This window comes from Actinoalloteichus hoggarensis (assembly GCF_002234535.1).
GTDB lineage: Bacteria > Actinomycetota > Actinomycetes > Mycobacteriales > Pseudonocardiaceae > Actinoalloteichus_A > Actinoalloteichus_A hoggarensis.
Genome location: NZ_CP022521.1, coordinates 5,208,322 through 5,226,670, shown reverse-complemented (window position 1 = coordinate 5,226,670; position 18,349 = coordinate 5,208,322). Strand labels below are relative to the sequence as shown.

At 67.9% G+C, this 18,349-nt stretch carries 20 protein-coding genes; 12 read left to right on the top strand and 8 right to left on the bottom strand.

Annotated features, from left to right (window positions below):
- Positions 1 to 80 precede the first annotated feature (80 nt).
- A complete protein-coding gene (locus AHOG_RS22320) occupies positions 81 to 1,340 on the top strand; it encodes a site-specific integrase (protein WP_245856388.1) in 1,260 nt (419 codons plus the stop codon).
- On the opposite strand, the gene AHOG_RS22315 is transcribed toward AHOG_RS22320, so the two are convergent.
- Complete coding sequence (locus tag AHOG_RS22315) at positions 1,314 to 2,558, bottom strand: helix-turn-helix transcriptional regulator (RefSeq protein WP_093943090.1); 1,245 nt, start codon at positions 2,556 to 2,558, stop codon at positions 1,314 to 1,316. The genes AHOG_RS22320 and AHOG_RS22315 overlap by 27 nt on opposite strands.
- Positions 2,559 to 2,794: 236 nt before the next feature.
- Here AHOG_RS22315 and AHOG_RS22310 point away from each other — a divergent pair, with 236 nt between their 5' ends.
- Genes AHOG_RS22310 through AHOG_RS22300 form a run of 3 tightly spaced genes read left to right on the top strand, consistent with a single transcriptional unit; the run spans position 2,795 to position 3,898 of the window.
- On the top strand, positions 2,795 to 3,337 hold the full coding sequence (locus tag AHOG_RS22310) for a bifunctional DNA primase/polymerase (protein WP_157736996.1): 543 nt from the start codon (positions 2,795 to 2,797) through the stop codon (positions 3,335 to 3,337).
- On the top strand, positions 3,337 to 3,522 hold the full coding sequence (locus AHOG_RS22305; protein WP_211290479.1) for a hypothetical protein: 186 nt from the start codon (positions 3,337 to 3,339) through the stop codon (positions 3,520 to 3,522). The genes AHOG_RS22310 and AHOG_RS22305 overlap by 1 nt, the downstream gene beginning before the upstream one ends.
- Before the next feature lie 10 nt (positions 3,523 to 3,532).
- On the top strand, positions 3,533 to 3,898 hold the full coding sequence (locus AHOG_RS22300) for a hypothetical protein (protein WP_093943088.1): 366 nt from the start codon (positions 3,533 to 3,535) through the stop codon (positions 3,896 to 3,898).
- A 273-nt stretch (positions 3,899 to 4,171) separates the two neighbouring features.
- Here AHOG_RS22300 and AHOG_RS22295 read toward each other — a convergent pair whose 3' ends face one another.
- The 6 genes from AHOG_RS22295 to AHOG_RS22270 form a co-directional block, all read right to left on the bottom strand.
- Positions 4,172 to 5,812 (bottom strand): FtsK/SpoIIIE domain-containing protein, encoded by a 1,641-nt coding sequence (locus tag AHOG_RS22295; protein WP_245857054.1) that lies wholly within the window; start codon positions 5,810 to 5,812, stop codon positions 4,172 to 4,174.
- 258 nt (positions 5,813 to 6,070) lie between these two features.
- Positions 6,071 to 6,685, bottom strand: a complete 615-nt coding sequence (locus AHOG_RS22290; protein WP_157736994.1) for a hypothetical protein — start codon at positions 6,683 to 6,685, stop codon at positions 6,071 to 6,073.
- On the bottom strand, positions 6,682 to 7,377 hold the full coding sequence (locus AHOG_RS22285; RefSeq protein ID WP_093943085.1) for a DUF2637 domain-containing protein: 696 nt from the start codon (positions 7,375 to 7,377) through the stop codon (positions 6,682 to 6,684). Before AHOG_RS22285 ends, AHOG_RS22290 begins: the two co-directional genes overlap by 4 nt.
- Positions 7,378 to 7,379: 2 nt before the next feature.
- On the bottom strand, positions 7,380 to 7,586 hold the full coding sequence (locus tag AHOG_RS22280; protein WP_093943084.1) for a hypothetical protein: 207 nt from the start codon (positions 7,584 to 7,586) through the stop codon (positions 7,380 to 7,382).
- Positions 7,583 to 7,936, bottom strand: coding sequence for a WhiB family transcriptional regulator (locus AHOG_RS22275; RefSeq protein ID WP_093943083.1), 354 nt, complete (start codon positions 7,934 to 7,936; stop codon positions 7,583 to 7,585). Before AHOG_RS22275 ends, AHOG_RS22280 begins: the two co-directional genes overlap by 4 nt.
- A complete protein-coding gene (locus AHOG_RS22270) occupies positions 7,933 to 8,181 on the bottom strand; it encodes a helix-turn-helix domain-containing protein (protein WP_245856387.1) in 249 nt (82 codons plus the stop codon). Before AHOG_RS22270 ends, AHOG_RS22275 begins: the two co-directional genes overlap by 4 nt.
- Positions 8,182 to 8,386: 205 nt before the next feature.
- Between AHOG_RS22270 and AHOG_RS22265 the strand changes: the two genes are divergently transcribed.
- Both AHOG_RS22265 and AHOG_RS22260 read left to right on the top strand, forming a co-directional pair.
- Entirely contained in the window at positions 8,387 to 8,773 is a 387-nt protein-coding gene (locus AHOG_RS22265; protein ID WP_093943081.1) for a transcriptional regulator, read from the top strand.
- 143 nt (positions 8,774 to 8,916) lie between these two features.
- Positions 8,917 to 10,056: an NsdA family TPR-like regulatory protein gene (locus tag AHOG_RS22260; protein ID WP_093943080.1), complete on the top strand. Its 1,140-nt coding sequence runs from the start codon at positions 8,917 to 8,919 to the stop codon at positions 10,054 to 10,056.
- On the opposite strand, the gene AHOG_RS22255 is transcribed toward AHOG_RS22260, so the two are convergent.
- Complete coding sequence (locus tag AHOG_RS22255) at positions 10,039 to 10,593, bottom strand: NUDIX hydrolase (RefSeq protein ID WP_093943079.1); 555 nt, start codon at positions 10,591 to 10,593, stop codon at positions 10,039 to 10,041. The two genes, AHOG_RS22260 and AHOG_RS22255, sit on opposite strands and share 18 nt — an antisense overlap.
- Positions 10,594 to 10,676: 83 nt before the next feature.
- Here AHOG_RS22255 and AHOG_RS28855 point away from each other — a divergent pair, with 83 nt between their 5' ends.
- The 6 genes from AHOG_RS28855 to AHOG_RS22230 all read left to right on the top strand — a co-directional run bounded on the left by AHOG_RS28855 (position 10,677) and on the right by AHOG_RS22230 (position 18,288).
- Positions 10,677 to 11,864 carry a hypothetical protein gene (locus AHOG_RS28855; RefSeq protein WP_157736993.1) on the top strand — a complete coding sequence of 396 codons (1,188 nt, stop codon included), beginning with the start codon at positions 10,677 to 10,679 and terminating at the stop codon, positions 11,862 to 11,864.
- An 859-nt stretch (positions 11,865 to 12,723) separates the two neighbouring features.
- Positions 12,724 to 14,553: a gamma-glutamyltransferase gene (ggt, locus tag AHOG_RS22250; RefSeq protein WP_093943078.1), complete on the top strand. Its 1,830-nt coding sequence runs from the start codon at positions 12,724 to 12,726 to the stop codon at positions 14,551 to 14,553.
- 213 nt (positions 14,554 to 14,766) lie between these two features.
- Positions 14,767 to 14,937, top strand: a complete 171-nt coding sequence (locus AHOG_RS28850) for a hypothetical protein (protein ID WP_157736992.1) — start codon at positions 14,767 to 14,769, stop codon at positions 14,935 to 14,937.
- A gap of 180 nt (positions 14,938 to 15,117) precedes the next feature.
- Positions 15,118 to 15,951 carry a carbohydrate ABC transporter permease gene (locus tag AHOG_RS22240; protein WP_245856386.1) on the top strand — a complete coding sequence of 278 codons (834 nt, stop codon included), beginning with the start codon at positions 15,118 to 15,120 and terminating at the stop codon, positions 15,949 to 15,951.
- A gap of 4 nt (positions 15,952 to 15,955) precedes the next feature.
- Positions 15,956 to 16,885, top strand: a complete 930-nt coding sequence (locus AHOG_RS22235; protein ID WP_093943075.1) for a carbohydrate ABC transporter permease — start codon at positions 15,956 to 15,958, stop codon at positions 16,883 to 16,885.
- Positions 16,882 to 18,288: an ABC transporter substrate-binding protein gene (locus AHOG_RS22230; RefSeq protein WP_211290478.1), complete on the top strand. Its 1,407-nt coding sequence runs from the start codon at positions 16,882 to 16,884 to the stop codon at positions 18,286 to 18,288. Before AHOG_RS22235 ends, AHOG_RS22230 begins: the two co-directional genes overlap by 4 nt.
- The last annotated feature ends 61 nt before the right edge of the window (positions 18,289 to 18,349 follow it).

Sequence of the window (18,349 nt, the reverse complement as noted above, 5' to 3'; positions counted from 1 at the left end):
GTAGCGTCGCTGACATGGCTACCGCACGGACCGACGGCCGGGCTCGCGGCCGAATCGAGACCAGGGGCGACACGCTTCGCGTGGTCGTCTACGCCGGGCTGGACCCTGTCACGGGCCGACGCACCTACCTCCGCGAGAAGATCGAGGGAACCGACAAAGCCGCGCACCGCCGTGCACAGAAGGCGTTGACCCGCCTCGCCGCCGAAGTCGACCGCGCTCGAACGCCCACCACGGCAGTGAGCTTCGCCCACACCCTCGACGAATGGATGCGCACGGCGGACTTAGAGCAGAGCACCAGAGACGGCTACCAGGGCTATATCGACCGCACCATCAAACCCGCGCTCGGGGACGTCGCGGTCAACAAGCTGAACGCCCGGAACCTGGAGACGCTCTACTCGGAACTGCGGCGCTGCCGGAAGCGATGTGACGGCTCGCCGTCGATCGATCACCGCCGGAAGGCCGAACACGACTGCCAGAAGGCAAAGTGCAGGCAACATGAATGCACTCCGATGGCGGCATCGACCATCCGACAGGTGCACTCCATCATCGCTCGCGCACTGAACACCGCCGTCCGATGGGACTGGATCGCCACGAACCCCGCCGCCGTCGCTGCCAAACCACGCCAGACGGCACCCGAACCCAAGCCGCCGTCGCCAGCAGAGGCAGCGAAGCTGATCGATCGGGCGTTCGAGCTTGACTCGGCCTGGGGCGTGCTCGTCTGGCTCGTCATGACCACCGGTATGCGACGTGCCGAGGTGGCCGCGCTCCGGTGGTCCCGCATCGACTTCAACGGAGAAATGATCGAGATTCGGCGAAGCTACGTCATGAGCAAGGGCGAAGGGCGGGAGAAAGACACCAAGACACACCAGATTCGCCGTCTGGCCCTGGACAGCGAGACCGTGGCGGTATTGCGCGAGCACCTCGCGGCCTGCGAAGCACGGTACGCGGAGCTGGGAATCGAGTTCGACCCCGAACACTTCGTCTTCAACAGCGCCCGCAACCCTGACCCGCGACGGCCCTACTCACCCGACGCGATCTCGCATCGCTACAAGAAGATGGCTGCCGGTCTGGGTATCGACACCCATATTCACGCGCTGCGGCACTACTCCGCGACAGAGCTTCTGACAGCGGGGATCGACCTGCGGACCGTCGCGGGCCGACTCGGACACGGCGGCGGGGGAGCAACGACCCTGCGGGTCTACGCGGCCTGGGTCGCTGCCGCCGATCGGAAGGCGGCGGAGTTGTTGGGCAGCCGGATGCCGAAGCGGGTCCGGAAGCCGGCCGGTGCGAACACGGCGGCTCGTAAGCCCAAGTCAGCCGGAAAGCGCAAGGCGAGCTAGCCGCCGTCGCTGCCGCACCGAGCCGACCTGCCCGGCGAGCGTCCGTGCCTGTGCGGCCTGTTCGACGGCTGAGTCTCGTTCTCCGGCGTGCAGCAGCGCGTGAGTGAGATCGACCCGCAGGGCGGTCTCCGCGCGGGTGAACGAGGGGTCGAGGGCCTGGAGCGCGTCGCTGAGGACGGTGACGGCGGAGCGTTCGCCGCAGCGGGCCAGTGCGTGGCCGCGCCACCGGGTCAGGTGGACGTCGTTCATCGCGACGTAGGGCGTCTCGGCGTGGACGGTCTCGGCGGGCAGTGCGCGTCCCGCGCGATCGAAGGCGCGCAGGCTCTGGGCGGGCCGCTCATCGGCGGCGAGTGCCTCACCGTGGGCTGCGGCGAGCCAGGCGAGCAGGATCGCGGGTGCCGACTGGCGGGCCGCTGCCAGTGCGTGGCCGGTGACCTCGGCGGCGTCGACGGTGCGGCCGATGTCGATGAGCACGAAGGCCTGTTCGGCGATCACGTGGGCGAACAGCGCCGCGTTGCCGGACTCGCGGGCTGCGGTCTTGGCGTTCTCATAGTGCTGCCACGCTTCGCCGAGCAGGCCGTTGTCCAGGCATTGCCACCCGGCGAGGGTGCAGTACTCCGTGAGGACGGTGGCGAGGCTGCGCCGGGTCGCCGGGTCGACGCTGTGACGCAGCAACGGTTCGATCTGGCCGATCTTGGCACGGACCTCGTCGCGCACCAGCCCGCCGCCGAGTCGACGGTCCAGCGTTCGGATCTGCGCGAGTTGAGCGGCGAACAACGCGACGACGTCGGGGCCGACCCGCCGGGCGGAGTGCAGGGCGGCGGCGAGTTCCTGTGCCTCGTCGTCCGAGGTGGACTCGGACTCGGCGCCGGTGACCGCCATGCCGTCGGCGTATCCGGAGTGATCACGCCGCGCACGCCTGCGAAAGGCCGTCTGCTCACGTTCCCGTTGCACGCGCTCGGACTCGCCGATGGCGCGGCGCACTTGGTCGAAGTGATCCAGCAACGCGCCGTCGGCGTCTACGGCGTCGTCGGCATCCGCCCAGAATCGGCGTGTGGGGAGGTGGCGGCCTGCTTCGGCGTGGCTGACGGCGGTGCGCGTGTAGTGAACGCGGTGGGCGATCTCCCGTTGAGAGAGCCCGGCGGCTCGGCGGTGATCCGCCAACGCTCGGCCGAGTGCTCGCTTGCGTTCCCGTATGGCATCCGTCTCGTGTGCCATCGCCCGTGTCACCTCGGTTCCCCGTGGCCGGATACGCACGATCAGGCCTATATCAGCGTACCGCCTACGTTATCGACAAGATTTCACCTCCTTTCTCACCTGCGGCCTCACCCCTTCTGCTGTGTCCCACACCCGGAACGACATGCGGGTGTCGGTCACGGAGGGAGCCTGAGGTGCCGCGCCGAGGTAGGAGACGTCGGAAGACGCCGGTCGCCATCGCGTTGAAGCGTGCCGCCGTGGCGTATGCCGGATATGGATGGCGCGTGCTGCCCGGCGCACGGTGGAATGGGACGAAGTACTTCCGGCCGGACAGCGGTCTACGGGTGCCTGGCCTGCTTCCTGTCGTGCCCCGTACCGAGGCGACCAGCCGGCACAGTCAGATCGAACGGTGGTGGACGGCTGCGCCGTTCTCCGTGTTGCTGGCCGCCGGGTGCGGTTTCGCGGCGATCTCGGTTCCCGCCGAGCTGGGAGTGGCGGCAGCCAGGTTCTCGGTGTTCCGGGACGCGCCTACGCCGACACTGGTTCATCCCGAGGGTCGGATTCTGTTCCTGATCGAGCCGATCCCCGCTCTTCGTCTGGAGCTGCGGAGTTTCCGAAGCGTGTTCCTCCTGAAGCCGGGCGCGGTGTTTCCTGCTCCGCCGACGACGACCGGGGTCGGTCCGGTGCGGTGGTGGTTTCCGCCGGACGCCTGCCCGATCATGTTGGGAAGTTCTCGGGTGGTTCAAGAGGCACTGTGTCAGGCGATCTCCGCCGTCCGCTGGTCGCGGGCTTCGACGTGATGACGCCGTCTGGGATGGACGCCTATGACGTCGCATGGTCGCTGTTATCGGGCGCGGTGATCGCCGAAGCGATCATCGTCCTTCGTCTTCTTCCGGCGCTGGATCTGTTCTGGTTGTTGTTCGCCGAATGGTGTTGGCGTCGGTGGTGGCGAATAAAGAGGGTCATCATTCGACGACGACATTAGCGGGTGGGCAATGAATTCCGTCGATCGCATGTACTCGGCTCTGCTGCGCCGAGGATTCACGTTCAGTCTCGCGCCCGGTGATCGCGAGGTGCGTTACACGGTGCTCGCCTCCTACGGGTGGCCCGGACACGTCGACTCGCTCCATATCCGCGCGGAGGACGACGCGACCGCGAGTCGGGTGCGGGACCGCGACGAAGGGCAGGGGCTGTTCTCGGATCAACGGGCGGTCTGGAGCTATGAGGGCACATTCCTGGCTGCGGCGGCGGAGCTGTTGCATCTGCCCGCACCGGGTGAGCGGGGGGCACCGGACCTCACCGGTCGGACGCCGAGTGGGCTGTGGCTGCCGCGCTCGCTGCGATTGATCCGGCCCGCGTGAGGGACATCGAACGAGAGGAGGTGAGGCCGTGGCACAAGGCTGACGAATGCCTCTTCCGCGTCTGATTCGTCAGCCCGTCTCATCGTTCATCATCTCGGCGCGGCCGGCCCTGGGCTGTCACCCACGGACCGGCCGCGCTGTGGTGTCCGGACTGTTCCGCGCGGCGCTGATCGGCGGCCCGACGCGCAGGCGCGCGCGTGCGCGCGTAAGGGAAGTTCCGCACGGGTCGCGGAACCTCCCCCGGAACGCACCCCCGCCGCGCCCCCTCCGTGCCTACTCGGCAGGCTCGTTCCGCAGGCGCGGGGTCCCTCGGTAGTAGCCGTGTCGGCCGGTGCGCTCGACCAGCCGCGCGGACTCCAGCGCATCCAGCTCGCGGTAGATCCACGTCTTGCGGCGATCACACGCCGCGCCGAGCGCCTCCACCGTCGTGCCCTCCTCCCCCACGCCAGACAGCGCTGCTCGCAGTGCCGCACGGGCCTGCTCGTTGTCGAGTCGCTTCTTGGCGGGCGAGCGGGTCGCCGGTCCAGGCTCGGCGAGTGCGGCCAGCGGCACGGCGGCTTCCTCGGCAACCGAGTCGGTCTGCCGTGCTGCCGGGATGCTCGGCGGGGCGTCCCGTTCGTCGTCCCCGTCTGCCGGGAACGTCGAGACGACGTCGGCGGTCGCGGGATCGAGCGCCGGTTGCCTGCCGCGCCACGTCTCGACGACATGGGAGACGAGGTCGTCGGTGACCCAGTAGCAACGGACGAGGGCGGGACGCTCGGCCCCGGCGGCTTCCACGTAGCCGCAGCCGGGCCGGTCCTTGCGGATCACCGCCGGATCGGTCCCGCTGGTGTCCCGGAGCACGGTGGACGCCTCGCCGGTCTTCAAGAACCGGAACGCCACCCGCGTGCGGAGCTGGGCACGGACCTGTGCGGAGCCGACCGCGTTGACCGTCGGGTACTGGGTGGCGAGCACCAGGGCGACGCCGAGCGCCCGACCGCGTCGGGCGACCGACTCCAGGTCGGGCACGCACTCCACGGGCAGTTCGGCGGCCTCGTCGATCAGGACCACGATCACCGGCTGTTCCGGGCTCGCCTGCCACACCCGGTTCGTCGCAACGCTTCCGCGCACGTCGATGACCTCTCGTAACGCGGCCAGCATCGTGCGCGCGGAGTCCGCCGTAGTGGACAGCCAGTCGGTCACCGGCCACCAGGGACGCAGCTCGATCCCACCCTTGAGGTCGATCGCCCACAGCACCGCGTCGGGTGCTGTGACGGCGTGGCAGGCCATGAGGTTGAGCAGGCCCGACTTGCCGGACCCGTTCGTGCCGGCGATCAGCGCGTGGTGCGTCCCGCTCTGCCGGTCGTACAGCGGGACGCGGCAGACGTCGCCGTCGTCGTAGGGACCGACCGGCATCGGGTCGGCGATCGAGGTCGCCGGGCTGCCCGCCCAGTGCACCGGGTCGGAGTGCGGGTCGGACTCGATCACCCGCATGACGGCGACGTCCGCCCGCTCGGGCCAGGGTTCGGCGCGGACCGATCCGACCGGGAGCCGCAGCGCGCTCTCGACGGTGCGGAGTCTCCCGGTGACGTCCCGCGCGGTCTGCCCGGCGGCCAGCCGCAGCCGCCCGGTCCATCCCCACGTGGTGACGAGAACCCCGGTCAACCGGGACCGGGCGAGCCCGGCCGTCTCGGCGACACGCGGCCACGCCGCGATGGTGCGTTCGACACGGACCTGTGCGCGGACTCGGCGGTGCAACCACCACGGAAGGGCACCCAGCAGGCCGCCGACGGCGAGCACCCGCAGCAGCACGGGATGATCCGCGCCGAGCACCGACGCCGCCACGATCCAGGCTGCGACGGTGCCGCCGACCGCACGGGCATAGGCGCGCTCGATCGTGCGATCGAGAACCTGTCCCGTCCAGATCGCGACCACCGCCAAGACGAACAGGCAGATCGATACCGTCGTGATCGGCGTGAGCCAGTGGAAGGCGAGTCCGCCGGCCGCCCAAGTGGCTGACAGGACGTAGAATGGGGCGAGCCGGTGCCGATGTCGCCAGAGAACGACGAACGGCGATTCTCGGTGCTGCGTTCGTCGACGTCGTCTGAAATCGACCATGATGATTCCCTTCCGAATCCGGGCGTGCGGCATCGCCACACGCCCGGCAGACGTGAGTGAGGGTATTTCGGAGGATCAGTTCTCGGTGAAGAATTCCGGCCGCGGGACCGCCGTTCCGGATTCGATCAGTTCGAGGTAGGCGCGGTACACGACCTTGAGTTGCTGCTGTGCGTCACGGAAGCATTCACTGCTCTCCGCGAATCGGTCGCCCGCCTCGGCGAACTGCGCGGTGATGCGTTGGTCGATCTGATGATCGGCCGTCCATCGCTCGCCGAGATCGGCGAGGTGATTTCCCGCGAGGACCACGGCGCGTTGAAAAGCGGTCAGGATGCGCTCGAATTCGGCGACGTTCGAGGGTTCGAGCCCGATGAGCGCTTCGGTCGCGGACACCCAGGCATCGATGTGACCGACTCCGGTCCCCGGCCGGGCAGGCCGGTTGCCTGCGGTCGGCTCCCGGCGGATGGGGCGGGCCGTGCGAGTGCGACGGATCGGCACTCGCGCGGCCTGCTTGCGGTGTTCCGTGCGGTGCGTGGCGAAGTGCCGGGCGGCTTGGCCCGCCGGGTAGCTGTCTCCGCAGGAACACCGCACCTGCCGAACAACGGACCGGCGTCGTGTGGTGTCCCGCAGCCACCGAGTTCCCCGCCGAAGGGCGGTGCGCGTGGCCAGGCTGCGTCGTCGTGGTGTGCTCATCGGTTCCCCTCCTCTCGCTTGAGCGCGCGAACCACACGCCTGCCGTACTCGCGGGTGCCGAAGTGCCGGTCAAGCTCGGCACCGGAGAGCACGCGGCCCTGTTCCCGTTCGGCGAGCCAATGCGCGGCCATGCGTTCCTTCACCTCACTCGGCGATTCCGCGTCGGCCGGCTCGTCGACCGACTCCGCAGCCTCGTTCGGTTCGGGCATCAAGTCGGGTGCGTCGGCGGCGGTGCGGTCGACGGCCACCCGTGCCGCGAGATGCGCGACGGAGGCCAACAGCACGGGCAGCACCACCGACAACGCGACGGCCGCACCCACCGCCAACCAGCTCCCGTCACGGTGGGCATCGACGGCGTGATAGACGCCGTTGAACACCACCGACAGCCCCACCGCCCCGTAGGCCTGTCTGCGGGCGGTGTCGCGGGTGGCCGCGCTCGCGTGGGGCGAGCGCAGCCACACCCGCGTGGCCACCACGGCGTAGGCGTCCAGGGCCACCGGCAGCAGCCACGCCAACGGAAGCCCCTCGGTGAGGAACGGCAGCGGCAACGACTGCCGGAATCCGGCCAACTCGGCGAACCCGGTCAGCCCGTCGAAGGACAGCACCGCGACCGCCCCGCCGACCGCGAGCAGCCCGGCCGTGGTCGCACCGTCCTGCCGGGGTGCCGCCTCGCTCTTCGCTGTGGTGGCCATGCTCAGCCCACCACCTGGGAGACCGCGTTGATCAGACCGTGGACGACGTCGGTGGTGATGTCGATCAACGCGACGCCCCACGACGTGCCGCCGAGGAACAGCCCGGCAAGCAGGATCGGCAGCCCGTAGACCAACGGCATCTCCCGCCGGACGAGCAGCCACCCGCCCCACACCACGAAGATCACGGTCAATGACAAGGTGACGTTCATCGGTCCGACTCCTCTCCGTCCACGGCGGACCGCCGAGCGACCCACAGCGGCAGCAGCGCCCGCCGGTCGTCCTCGGCGAGCCCGCCCCACACGCCGGCGGTCCGGTCACCGGCGGTACGCAGCTCCAGTTCGAGACAGGGACCGGCCACCGGACAGCCCGCGCAGAGCCGCCGGGCAAGCTCCCGATCCGCGTCCTCATCCCCGCTCGGTGCGGGCGCGTCTCCCTCGGTGAAGACCCACACGCATCGGCCGTCGCGGATCACCGCGTCGGCCAGGACGTCATCCGGGGTGTCCCGCCACCGGTCCAACCCGGCGACAAGCTCCGCAAGGTGCTCACGATCGACGCTCATCGGAGACCACCGCCGAGCGCCCGCGCCACGTCGCGTTCCTGTCGCCGTCGCGTCGCCATGGCCGCGACGTCGACACAGCCGCCGTGCTCGGCGGCCTCGTCGATCAGCTCCTCCAGTGCCGCGACCGGCACCACGTACCGGGTCCGCACCTTCACCGAGGGGAAGGCGTCCTCCCGGATCGCCCGGTAGATCGTCGCCGTGTCGACTCGGAGGATTTCGGCGGTCTCCCGCACTGTGAAGAACAACGGGGCCGGTTCCGTACTTCGCCGTGCTCGCATGAGTTGTGCCCTTCCGCGCACACACCACCGGCCGATATCTCGCCCATTGTGCGCCAGTATTGGCGCAATCAAAGGCATAGTGAGCCGATATAGGCGTGCACGCTGTGAGTGGTCCTGCGTATTTCCGGGTCCGCGCTAATCTCGGCGCTCAAGGCGGAGCGCGGAGGAGTACGTGGCGGAAGACTGGGCGGCAGTCGCGCGAGCGATCGACGACCGCATTCACGAACTGGGCATCAAACAACGCGAGGTCGCCGAGCGGTCGCGGGTCTCGCAGGCGATCGTCCGCGAACTCCAGTACGACACCACCCGCCGTAAGCGCAGTGCCCGCACCCTCGAAGCCCTGTCCGTCGCCTTGGAGTGGCATCCCCACCACCTGGCCGCCGTGCTCGCGGGAACCCGCCCGCCAGACGTCAACGACGCAGGTAGACCGCTCACCGTGGACGAACGACTTGCCGCCATCGAAGACGGTCTGACCGCCATCGCCGAGCGACTGGACACCCTGGACGATCGCCTTGCCCGAGCGTTCGACCAGCCCGGCGGACGGGACGACTCCCGCTAGCCGGTGGCTGTTGTTCAGTGCTGCGCTCATGTGACCAAGAAACGGCAGAAATCCGCTGCTCAACAGTTGTCACCGGTTAACGGGGGGACCGATAACCCCCGATAACCGCGCAGGTCGGCGGGCTATCGCTATGGTGGTCGACGATGGCGAAAACCTTGTTGGCGCGGGTGCGTCAAGAGTTGGGACACAGCCAAGACGCCGTGATCCGGCTGCTATTGGCGCGTGCCGACGCGACGAATGCCGCCATCGCCACCGGCCGCAGCCTCAAGACCAAACTCTCTCGCTGGGAGAACGGACACGAGACACCGGCGCCGTACTACCAGGCGCTGTTCCGCGACGTCTACGGCCGAACCAACGCCGAACTCGGCTTCCCCACCGAGGATGACGGCGTCGACGACGCGGCCACCGAGCTTGCCGATCGGCTGATCGTCGCGCAGCGCCTTGATCCAGAGACGGTGGAGCTGTTCCGTAGACAGGTCGACCACGCCCGCCACATGGATCAACGCTTCGGCTCGGTGGTCCTGCTCGATCAACTTCGCAGCCAGATCGGCCAGATGGAAGACCTGCTGAGTCATGCACTGCTCAGCGCCCAACGCGCACCGTTAGCGGGGACCCTGACCGAGGCGAGCACCCTCGCCGGGTGGACGTCGCTGGACCGGGGATCGACCACCCAGGCATGGCAGCACTACGAACGCGCCAAGGCAGCCGCGCGGGAGGCCGAGTCACCCTCGCTGCTGGCACACGCGCAGGCCGAACAGGCCATGGTGCTTCTGGAGATCGACGAAACCGGTGCCGCCGTCGAGCTGGTCTCCGAAGCGGTCACGCTCGGGCGGCACGGGGTGGCTCCACTTCTGCGGGCATGGCTCGCCGCGACCCTCGGCGAAGTCCTTGCCGCCGACGGCCGCCGAGACGATGCGCTACGCGCGTTCGACGAAGCGGACGCGCTCCTACCCGCCGACCCACGCGATCCCGCGTTACCGTTCGTCTTCCTCGGCGGAACGCACCTTGTCCGCTGGCGCGGGAACGCCATCGCCCGACTCGGCGAACCCGACGCCATCGCCCAGTTGACCGACGCGCTAGACGGCCACCCGGCAACCTTCAGCCGCGCCCGCGCAAGCCTGCTCGTCGACCTCGCTCACGCACACGCCGCGACCGGCGACCGCGACGCGGCCCGCACCTACGCCGGACAAGCCCGCCGCCTCGCCGCTCAACTCTCCTCCGAACGGCAGAAGCGACGCCTCACCCGCCTGATCCTCCCCGGAACCTCATCCCTCGGCGCGTGAGGCCAGGAAGTACAACAACGCCACCAACGTCCCCGAACCCAGCAACTTCCGTTCCTTGGCAAGCTTCGTTGCTCGCTTCAGCGACACCCACTCCACCGTTCCGGCCTCCTCGGTGTCGGTCGGCTCGCCGATCCGCTCCGCACCACGCCAGTGATAGACGTCCATCTCCGACGTCACCATGCCGGGGATCGGCTCGAAGCTGATCAGGTGCTCAGGCTCCCCCGTCGGCAGCCACCCGCACTCCTCCCCGGCCTCCCGAGCCGCCGTCGCGGCCGACTCCTCATCACCGTCGATGATCCCGCCCGGCAGCTCATAGCCCCACGCATCCGTGGCGAACCGGTACCGCCACAGCATCAACACCTCGTCACGGTCGTTGGTGATCAGCGCCACCGCGACCCGGCTAAGATGCACAACGTGATGCTCCCAACGCTCAGCGTTAGGCGCCTCGACCTGTACGAGGCTCAGGTCAACCCATCGACTGCGATAAATCGCACGCCGACGCCCCACCTTCCAAGTTCCCACATCGTCACCTACCACGCCTCGGATTCTACGACAGCAACCGGAAGCACAACCCACCCGGATTCACCTAATTAATCAACGCCGAGACTGGGTCAATCCAAATGGAAGAATTTAGCCAGCACTTCGTAGAGGAATTCATCAAGATAGCCTCACCGTTTCCCGGCCTGGTGATAGCCATGGCCTTCTACTTGATTTACGTCAACAAATCTGTTGAATTATACATAAGAGCCAAATACCCCGAGATGTCAGATGATCGACGTGAGCCAAAAAAACGCAATCCTTTGCGGGTGGCGGTTTTGTGCCACCTACTATTCCCTGCCACAGCGGTGATAGCCTGGTTGATTTTCTTCTTAACCGGGTCGAATGTTGACCCCCCTTTGGCCTTACTCATCGCACCCCCACTTCTCCTTGGAGTTCCATTCCTGATTTCCGTGCGTTCCTTCAAGAAGGATCGACTCGAAGAAAACTGTGATTTGAATGCACATTTTGGCACATCGTACAGCGTTCGCTGGAATTTTTTACTAATGCGCCACCACTCCTGGGAATTGCTCCACCTGTTCTCACTGCTTGCCATCGGCATACCCCTGGGCACGTATCTAGACAGTTTGCCAAATGGATCGGGCCACCCCAGCGGCGAGAATCAAATTTTTACCATTGGCGCGACATCCTGCGCAATAGCGGCCTGGATTGCGGCATCCCTCGTCACGCATAAGGTCGTAGCGGCAATGACGCCGCACGCGTCCATAATCGACTACTACATGCGTCTACGGCGAACAATGCCTCTATCGTCAACGAGCCCAATTAGCGAATCTAATTACAAGGCCTCACGATGGAGAACAGGGTGTCATCAATACTCACATGCAATGGCACGCGAACTGCGTTACTACGCCGCAGGAACGCGCAGCAGGCTCACGCCCGGAGACTTCCAAAAAATCGCCTCTACTTACGACTTACTTGCAACTCGCCTCGCCGAGGCCGGAGCACGGAACGCCGGGAAGGAAGAGGAGAGTCCAGAATTTAGGTTACTTGCACACTCGGCATTTGACCTGATCACGAACCGTGACATTATGCACGCTGCCGAACTAGCAAAAATCAACCTCGGTGCGACCGACCACGAACTAGAAAAACACTCAAAAATTCATAGCCGACGCGAAAGGTTTAGCAATCGAATTAGCGACCTGTCGCAGCGATCCTCCGGACCACTGAAGTTGACAATAATCCTAGGAGCTGCCATTTACCTGATCGCGAACGGAGACATCGAAAGAGTAATCGACTACATCCTTCCTTAGCGTGTTAACCGAAAAACGGACCGTCGCTCAAGGCTTCGCGAGACTGTGACAGCAACCCGCCCCTCGCCGACCTGCCGAGACTCAGGCTCGCCTTGGCAACTCGTCTGGATTCGCCTTCCCCTGGCCGTGCTGACAGGAGGACTATCACATCATGGGTGCGAACCTGGGTGCGAACTGGCGACGAACAGTGCCCCTCACGCCGACTTTGCACCCAACTCCCGCGCACAAAAGCCGAGGTAGACGAGCTGGAGGATGTGACCTGGGACACTCATAATCCCTTGGCCGTGGGTTCGAGCCCCACCCGCCCCACCGGTCTGGTTCCGGCTCGGTCCGGGTGGTTCATGGCCAGCTCCACTGATGAGGTGAGGCGGCTGCGCCGTTGTGGCTGAGTAGCGTACGCTGAGGTTCGAAACGATGGGCTCAGCTCGTTGTTGGTGACCCCTATGCTGAGAACCTCCACCACCACTTCAGACAGCTGGTACCGGACTGTGTGAGCGGCTTTGCCCGCCTTGTCATGCGTTCCATCGATGCGGTCGTGTGCCTGAGCGCCACGTCCGGGACGAATAGCACCACCGGAATTGGCTGCGGCGGCGGGCTTCGCCTGGGCGTGCCGGTCGACCGACCGTTGGTGATCGGGGCGGATGCGGGTGATCGGGATGGCGGCGCGGGAGCCGGGGTCGCCCGTCGAGATCATGGCCGCCGCCAGGTTCTTACGTGACTTCGCTGGTGGCCTGGGTCGTCGGGGAGTCGCCCCCGCCCGCGGCGAGATAACGGGGCGTCTCGAATTCTCGTCAAGGATTCACGGATCGCCCGATCGGACGCATTGCGGACTCCGACGAACTGTCGTGAGACTCGGCTCATGCGTCTTCGTCGCGCTCGTAGGGTCTTGACCATCGCCGCCGCCTCGGTCCTGCTGGGTTCGGCTCTCGCGGTCGTGCCGCCCGCGGCCGGTGACACGTCGGCGACCCGGCCTCCGACGGCGAAGCGGCCTGTGGCGGTCGGGGACTTCGGTGCGGTGGCCAGTGTGGACGCCGATGCCACGGCGATCGGCATCGGCGTGTTGCGCGGCGGCGGCAACGCGGTGGACGCCGCGGTGGCGACGGCCGCCGCCTTGGGGGTCACCGATCCGTTCTCGGCGGGCATCGGGGGCGGCGGCTTCCTCATGTACTACGACGCCGCCACCGGTCGAGTACACACCCTCGACGGCCGGGAGACGGCGCCCGCCGCCGTCGACGAGAACCTGTTCGTGGAGGACGGCGTGCCCCTGCCCTTCTCCGAGGCCGTCACCAGCGGACTCTCGGTCGGGGTGCCCGGTACGCCCGCCACCTGGCGCGATGCCCTCGAACGGTGGGGCACCCGCTCGCTGGCCTCGCTGCTGCGTCCCGCGACGCGGCTCGCGGAGGACGGCTTCGTCGTGGACTCCACTTTTCACGACCAGATCGCGAACAACGCCGATCGGTTCACCGTCTTCCCGGCGACCCGTGACCTCTTCCTGCCCGACGGTCGCCCGCCCGAGGTCGGGTCGACCTTCCGCAATCCCGATCTTGCCGACACCTACCGCCTGCTGGCCCGGACCGGAACGGCGGCGCTGTATCGCGGGGAGATCGGCGCGGACCTCGCCGAGACGGTGCGGCGACCCGCGGTCGATCCCGATGCGGACCGCATCGTGCGGCCAGGGTCGATGACCGTGGACGACCTCGCGGACTATCGGACCGTCGAGCGCGAACCGACGCACGTGGACTACCGGGGCCTGGACGTCTACGGCATGCCCGCGCCCTCCTCCGGCGGGCTCACGGTGGGCCTGGCGTTGAACATGCTGGAGCGCTTCGACCTCTCCGACGCCGCCGAGGTCGACTATCTGCACGGCTACCTGGAGGCGAGTCGGATCTCCTTCGCCGACCGAAACCGGTGGATCGGCGACCCCGCCTTCGTCGACGTGCCCGCCGCCGAGTTCGCGGGACAGGACTTCGCCGACAGCCGGAGCTGCCTGATCGATCTCGCGAACGGGCACGCTCTGACAAGTCCGGTGGCGCCCGGCGACCCGCGAGATCCGCGGCCCTGCGGCACCGTGGGACCGCCCGCGCCGACACCGTACGAGGGAGAGAGCACCACGCATCTGACGGTCGCCGACCGGCAGGGCAACGTGGCGGCGTACACGCTCACCATCGAACAGGAGGGCGGCAGCGGCATGGTGGTTCCCGGCCGCGGCTTCCTGCTGAACAACGAGCTGACGGACTTCTCGTTCACGCCGGTCACCCCCGGCGTCCCCGACCCGAACCTTCCCGACGCGGGCAAGCGGCCGCGATCCTCGATGACGCCGACCATCGTGTTGGCGGACGGCGAGCCGCTGCTGGCTCTCGGGTCTCCCGGCGGCACCACGATCATCACCACGGTCCTCGGGGTGCTCCTGCATCGGCTCGACCGCGGGCTGTCCCTGCCCGAAGCCGTCGCCGCGCCGAGGGCTTCGCAGCGTAACGCCGCGTCGGCCGCTGTCGAGCAGGCGTTCCTCGACCTGCCTGCCGTGGCGGAGCTGCGGGACCGGGGACAGGGTTTCGCCACTCGGCCCTCGTCGATCGGGGCGGTCACCGGGGTGGAGCGACTGCCGGACGGGCGGTGGCTGGCCGCGGCCGAGCCGGTGCGGCGGGGCGGCGGGGCCGCGGCGGTGGTCCGGCCTCGGGCTGGTGAGTGATCCCTCGGTCCGCGCCGGTGCCGTTGGCCCGCGCCGGTGCCGTTCGCGTGGCGCGGGTACCCCTTCGCCCGCTGGTTCCCCCGCTCGGCGCCGGTTCCCCCTCGCTCCGCGCCGGTGTCGTTCGATCCGCAGGCGGCCGGATTCGGCCCTGTCTCCCGCTTCGGTGCGTGCCGGCCTCCGCCCGGCCTGCTGAGGAGGAGCGCGGCGGACCGGGTGAGGAGGTTCGAGGCGGTGACCGGGCCGAGGCCGCCGGTCGGTGCGGGGCGGCGGACACGGCGTCTCGTCGCGGACCTCGGCCCGCGTCGGGAGGCGATGCGGGTGTGGACCGATCCCGATGCGCCGGTGAGCCTGCCCGCATCCCTTGACGGCGTCACGCTGCGGTGACAGCATTTCGCGCACCTCGATGGTTACGTAAACATCGACCCCCGGAGGCGATGGCGCCTTCGGTGGCGGGAGCTAGGGAGCCACATGACAGCGCTGTCATCGCCGCCTGCACGGCGGGCGAGACGCTCGGCCTCCGGAGCGGGTCGGGCCGATCGTCGAGCCTGGGTCGGCTGGGGTTTCATGGGACCGTTCATGGTCGTCTTCGCGCTGGTGTTCCTCGCCCCGATCGCGTACTCGATCTATCTGAGCTTCTTCCGCGACAAGCTGGTCGGCGGGAACTCCTTCGTCGGCCTGGAGAACTACCAGCGGGCCATGGCCGACCCGCAGTTCTGGCAGGCCCTGGGCAGGGTGGGGCTGTTCCTGGTGGTGCAGGTGCCGATCATGCTCGGCATCGCGCTGCTCGTGGCGCTGGCCATCGACAGCGGCAGGCTCTACGGCAGGAGCTTCTTCCGGATCTCGATCTTCCTGCCCTACGCGGTGCCCGCCGTGGTCGCCACCCTGATGTGGGGCTTCATGTACGGCACGCGCTTCGGGCTCGTCGGCAACATCAACGACGCCTTCGGCATCACCCTGCCGAACCCGTTGTCGCCGGAGCTGGTGCTCGCCTCGATCGGCAACATCGTGACCTGGGAGTTCATCGGGTACAACATGCTGATCTTCTACTCGGCGCTGCGAGTGATCCCGCATTCGCTGTACGAGGCGGCCGAGATCGACGGCGCGGGCCAGCTTCGGGTCATCACCTCGGTGAAGCTGCCCGCGATCCGAGGAGCGATGGTGATCGCCACGATCTTCTCGATCATCGGCAGCTTCCAGCTCTTCAACGAGCCCAGCATTCTGCAGAGTCTCGCGCCGAACGCGATCACGACCTATTTCACGCCGAACCTGTACACCTTCTCGCTGTCGTTCGCCGCGCAGCAGCACAACTACGCGGCGACGGTCGCGATCCTCATGGGGCTCGTCACGATGGTCATCGCCTACGCGGTGCAGCTTCGCGGCATGCGAAAGGACGTGTGAGTCGATGAGCACCCCGGTCACCACCGCACCGCGGAGCAGGAACGCGGGCTATGCCCGCCTGCGGACGCCGCGCCGCCCGAGCACCGTGACCCGGCCTCGGCGCAGCGTGCTGCTCACCGTGCTCACCGGCCTGATCCTCGTGTACAGCCTGCTGCCGCTCGGCTGGCTGCTGATCAACGCGACCAAGACCCCCGGTGGTCTGTTCGACTCCTTCGGTCTGTGGTTCGCCGAGGACTTCGCCCTCTGGGACAACATCGTCGCCACCTTCACCTACGACGGCGGCGTCTTCGCCCGCTGGCTGGGCAACACCCTGCTCTACGTGGTGGTCGGCGCGGGCGGCGCGACGTTCCTCGCGGTGCTCGGCGGGTACGCGCTCGCCGTCTTCGACTTTCCCGGCAAGCGCGCCGTCTTCGCCGTCGTCATCGGCGCGGTGGCCGTGCCGGGCACCGCGTTGGCCGTGCCGACGTTCCTCATGTTCAGTCGTATGGGACTGACGAACACGCCGTGGGCGGTGATCATCCCCTCGCTCATCACCCCGTTCGGCCTCTATCTGATGTGGGTGTTCGCGGCCCAGGCCGTCCCGCGCGAGCTGTTGGAGTCGGCGCGGATCGACGGAGCGGGCGAGATCAGGAGCTTCTTCCGCATCAGCCTGCCGCTGCTCGTGCCCGGCACCGTGACCGTCCTGCTGTTCAGCATGGTCGCCACCTGGAACAACTACTTCCTGCCGTTGATCATGATCCGGGACCCCGACTGGTTCCCGCTCACCCTCGGCCTCAACGCCTGGAACGCCCAGGCGGCCACGGCGGGCGGCGAGGTGGTCTTCCACCTCGTGATCACCGGCTCGTTGATCACCATCCTGCCGTTGATCGCGGCCTTCCTGCTGTTGCAGCGCTACTGGCAGTCGGGCCTGGCGGCGGGGAGCGTCAAGGAGTGAGCACACCCGCTGACCCGAGGCCTGCCCTCGTCCGCGTTCGACACCGACAGTTGAAGCGAGCTGAGTCGATCATGAACACCACGCCCCGCCGCCTCACCCGCGGCATCGGAATCGCGCTCGTCGTCGCCCTCGGCCTGACCGCCTGCGGCTCCGGCGGCGAGGACAGCCCCGATTCGGCCTCGCCCGAGGAGATCCGCGCCGCGCTGGAGGAGGGCGGCTCGATCACCGTCTGGGCGTGGGAGCCGACCCTGGCGCAGACGGTCGCCGACTTCCAGGAGCTGCACCCCGCCGTGGAGGTCGAACTCGTCAACGTGGGCACCGGCGACGACCAGTACTCGGCGTTGCAGAACGCGCACTCGGCGGGCAGCGGCGGTCCCGACGTCGCTCAGATCGAGTACTTCGCGCTCGGCCAGTTCTCCGTCTCCGGAGCGGTGTCGGACCTGTCCGGCTTCGGCGCGAGCGAGCTCGAAGACCTGTTCTCGCCCGGCCCGTGGAACGCGGTGGCCGGTGGCGGGGAAGTCCACGCGCTGCCGATGGACTCCGGGCCGATGGCCTTCTTCTACAACCAGGACCTCTTCGACGAGCACGGCATCGAGGTGCCCACCACCTGGGACGAGTATCTCGACGCGGCGCGGGCCCTGCAGGCCGCCGACCCGGACGTCTACATCACCAGCGACAACGGCGACGCCGGGCTGATGACCAGCCTCGTCTGGCAGGCGGGCGGGCGGCCGTTCAGCGTGGACGGCACGAGCGTGGGAATCGACTTCTCCGACGAGGGCACCACTCGTTACCTCGAGATCTGGCAGCAGCTGCTCGACGAGGACCTGCTCTCGCCCATCACGTCCTGGACCGACGAGTGGTACCAGGGCATGGCCGACGGTCGCATCGCCAGCCTCGCCACCGGGGCGTGGATGCCCGCCAATTTGTCCTCCGGGGTCCCCTCCGGCGAGGGCGCGTGGCGGGTGGCGCCGCTGCCGCAGTGGGCGGAGGGCGAGACGGCCGAGGCGGAGAACGGCGGCAGCGGACTGGCCGTGCCGACCGCCAGTGGCGACAAGCTGCTCGCCTACGCCTTCATCGACTACGTGACGACCGGCGAGGGCGTGGGCACCCGCCTGGACGCGGGGGCGTTCCCGGCGACCGTCGCGGATCTGGAGTCCGAGGAGTTCCTCTCCACCGAGCTGCCGTACTTCGGCGGTCAGCAGGCCAACCAGGTCTTCGCCGACGCGGCGGCGGGCGTGGCCGACGACTGGTCCTACCTGCCGTACCAGGCGTACGCGAACTCGATCTTCAACGACACCGTCGGCCAGGCCTACGTCTCCGACCTGCCGCTGACCGATGCCCTGGGCCGGTGGGAGGACGGGCTCAGGTCCTACGGCGTCGATCAGGGCTTCGACGTCGACTGAGCGTGGCGGGGTGCCGAGTCCGAAGGGAGTGCTGAGCGTGACCGAGTCCCGAGCCCGACGG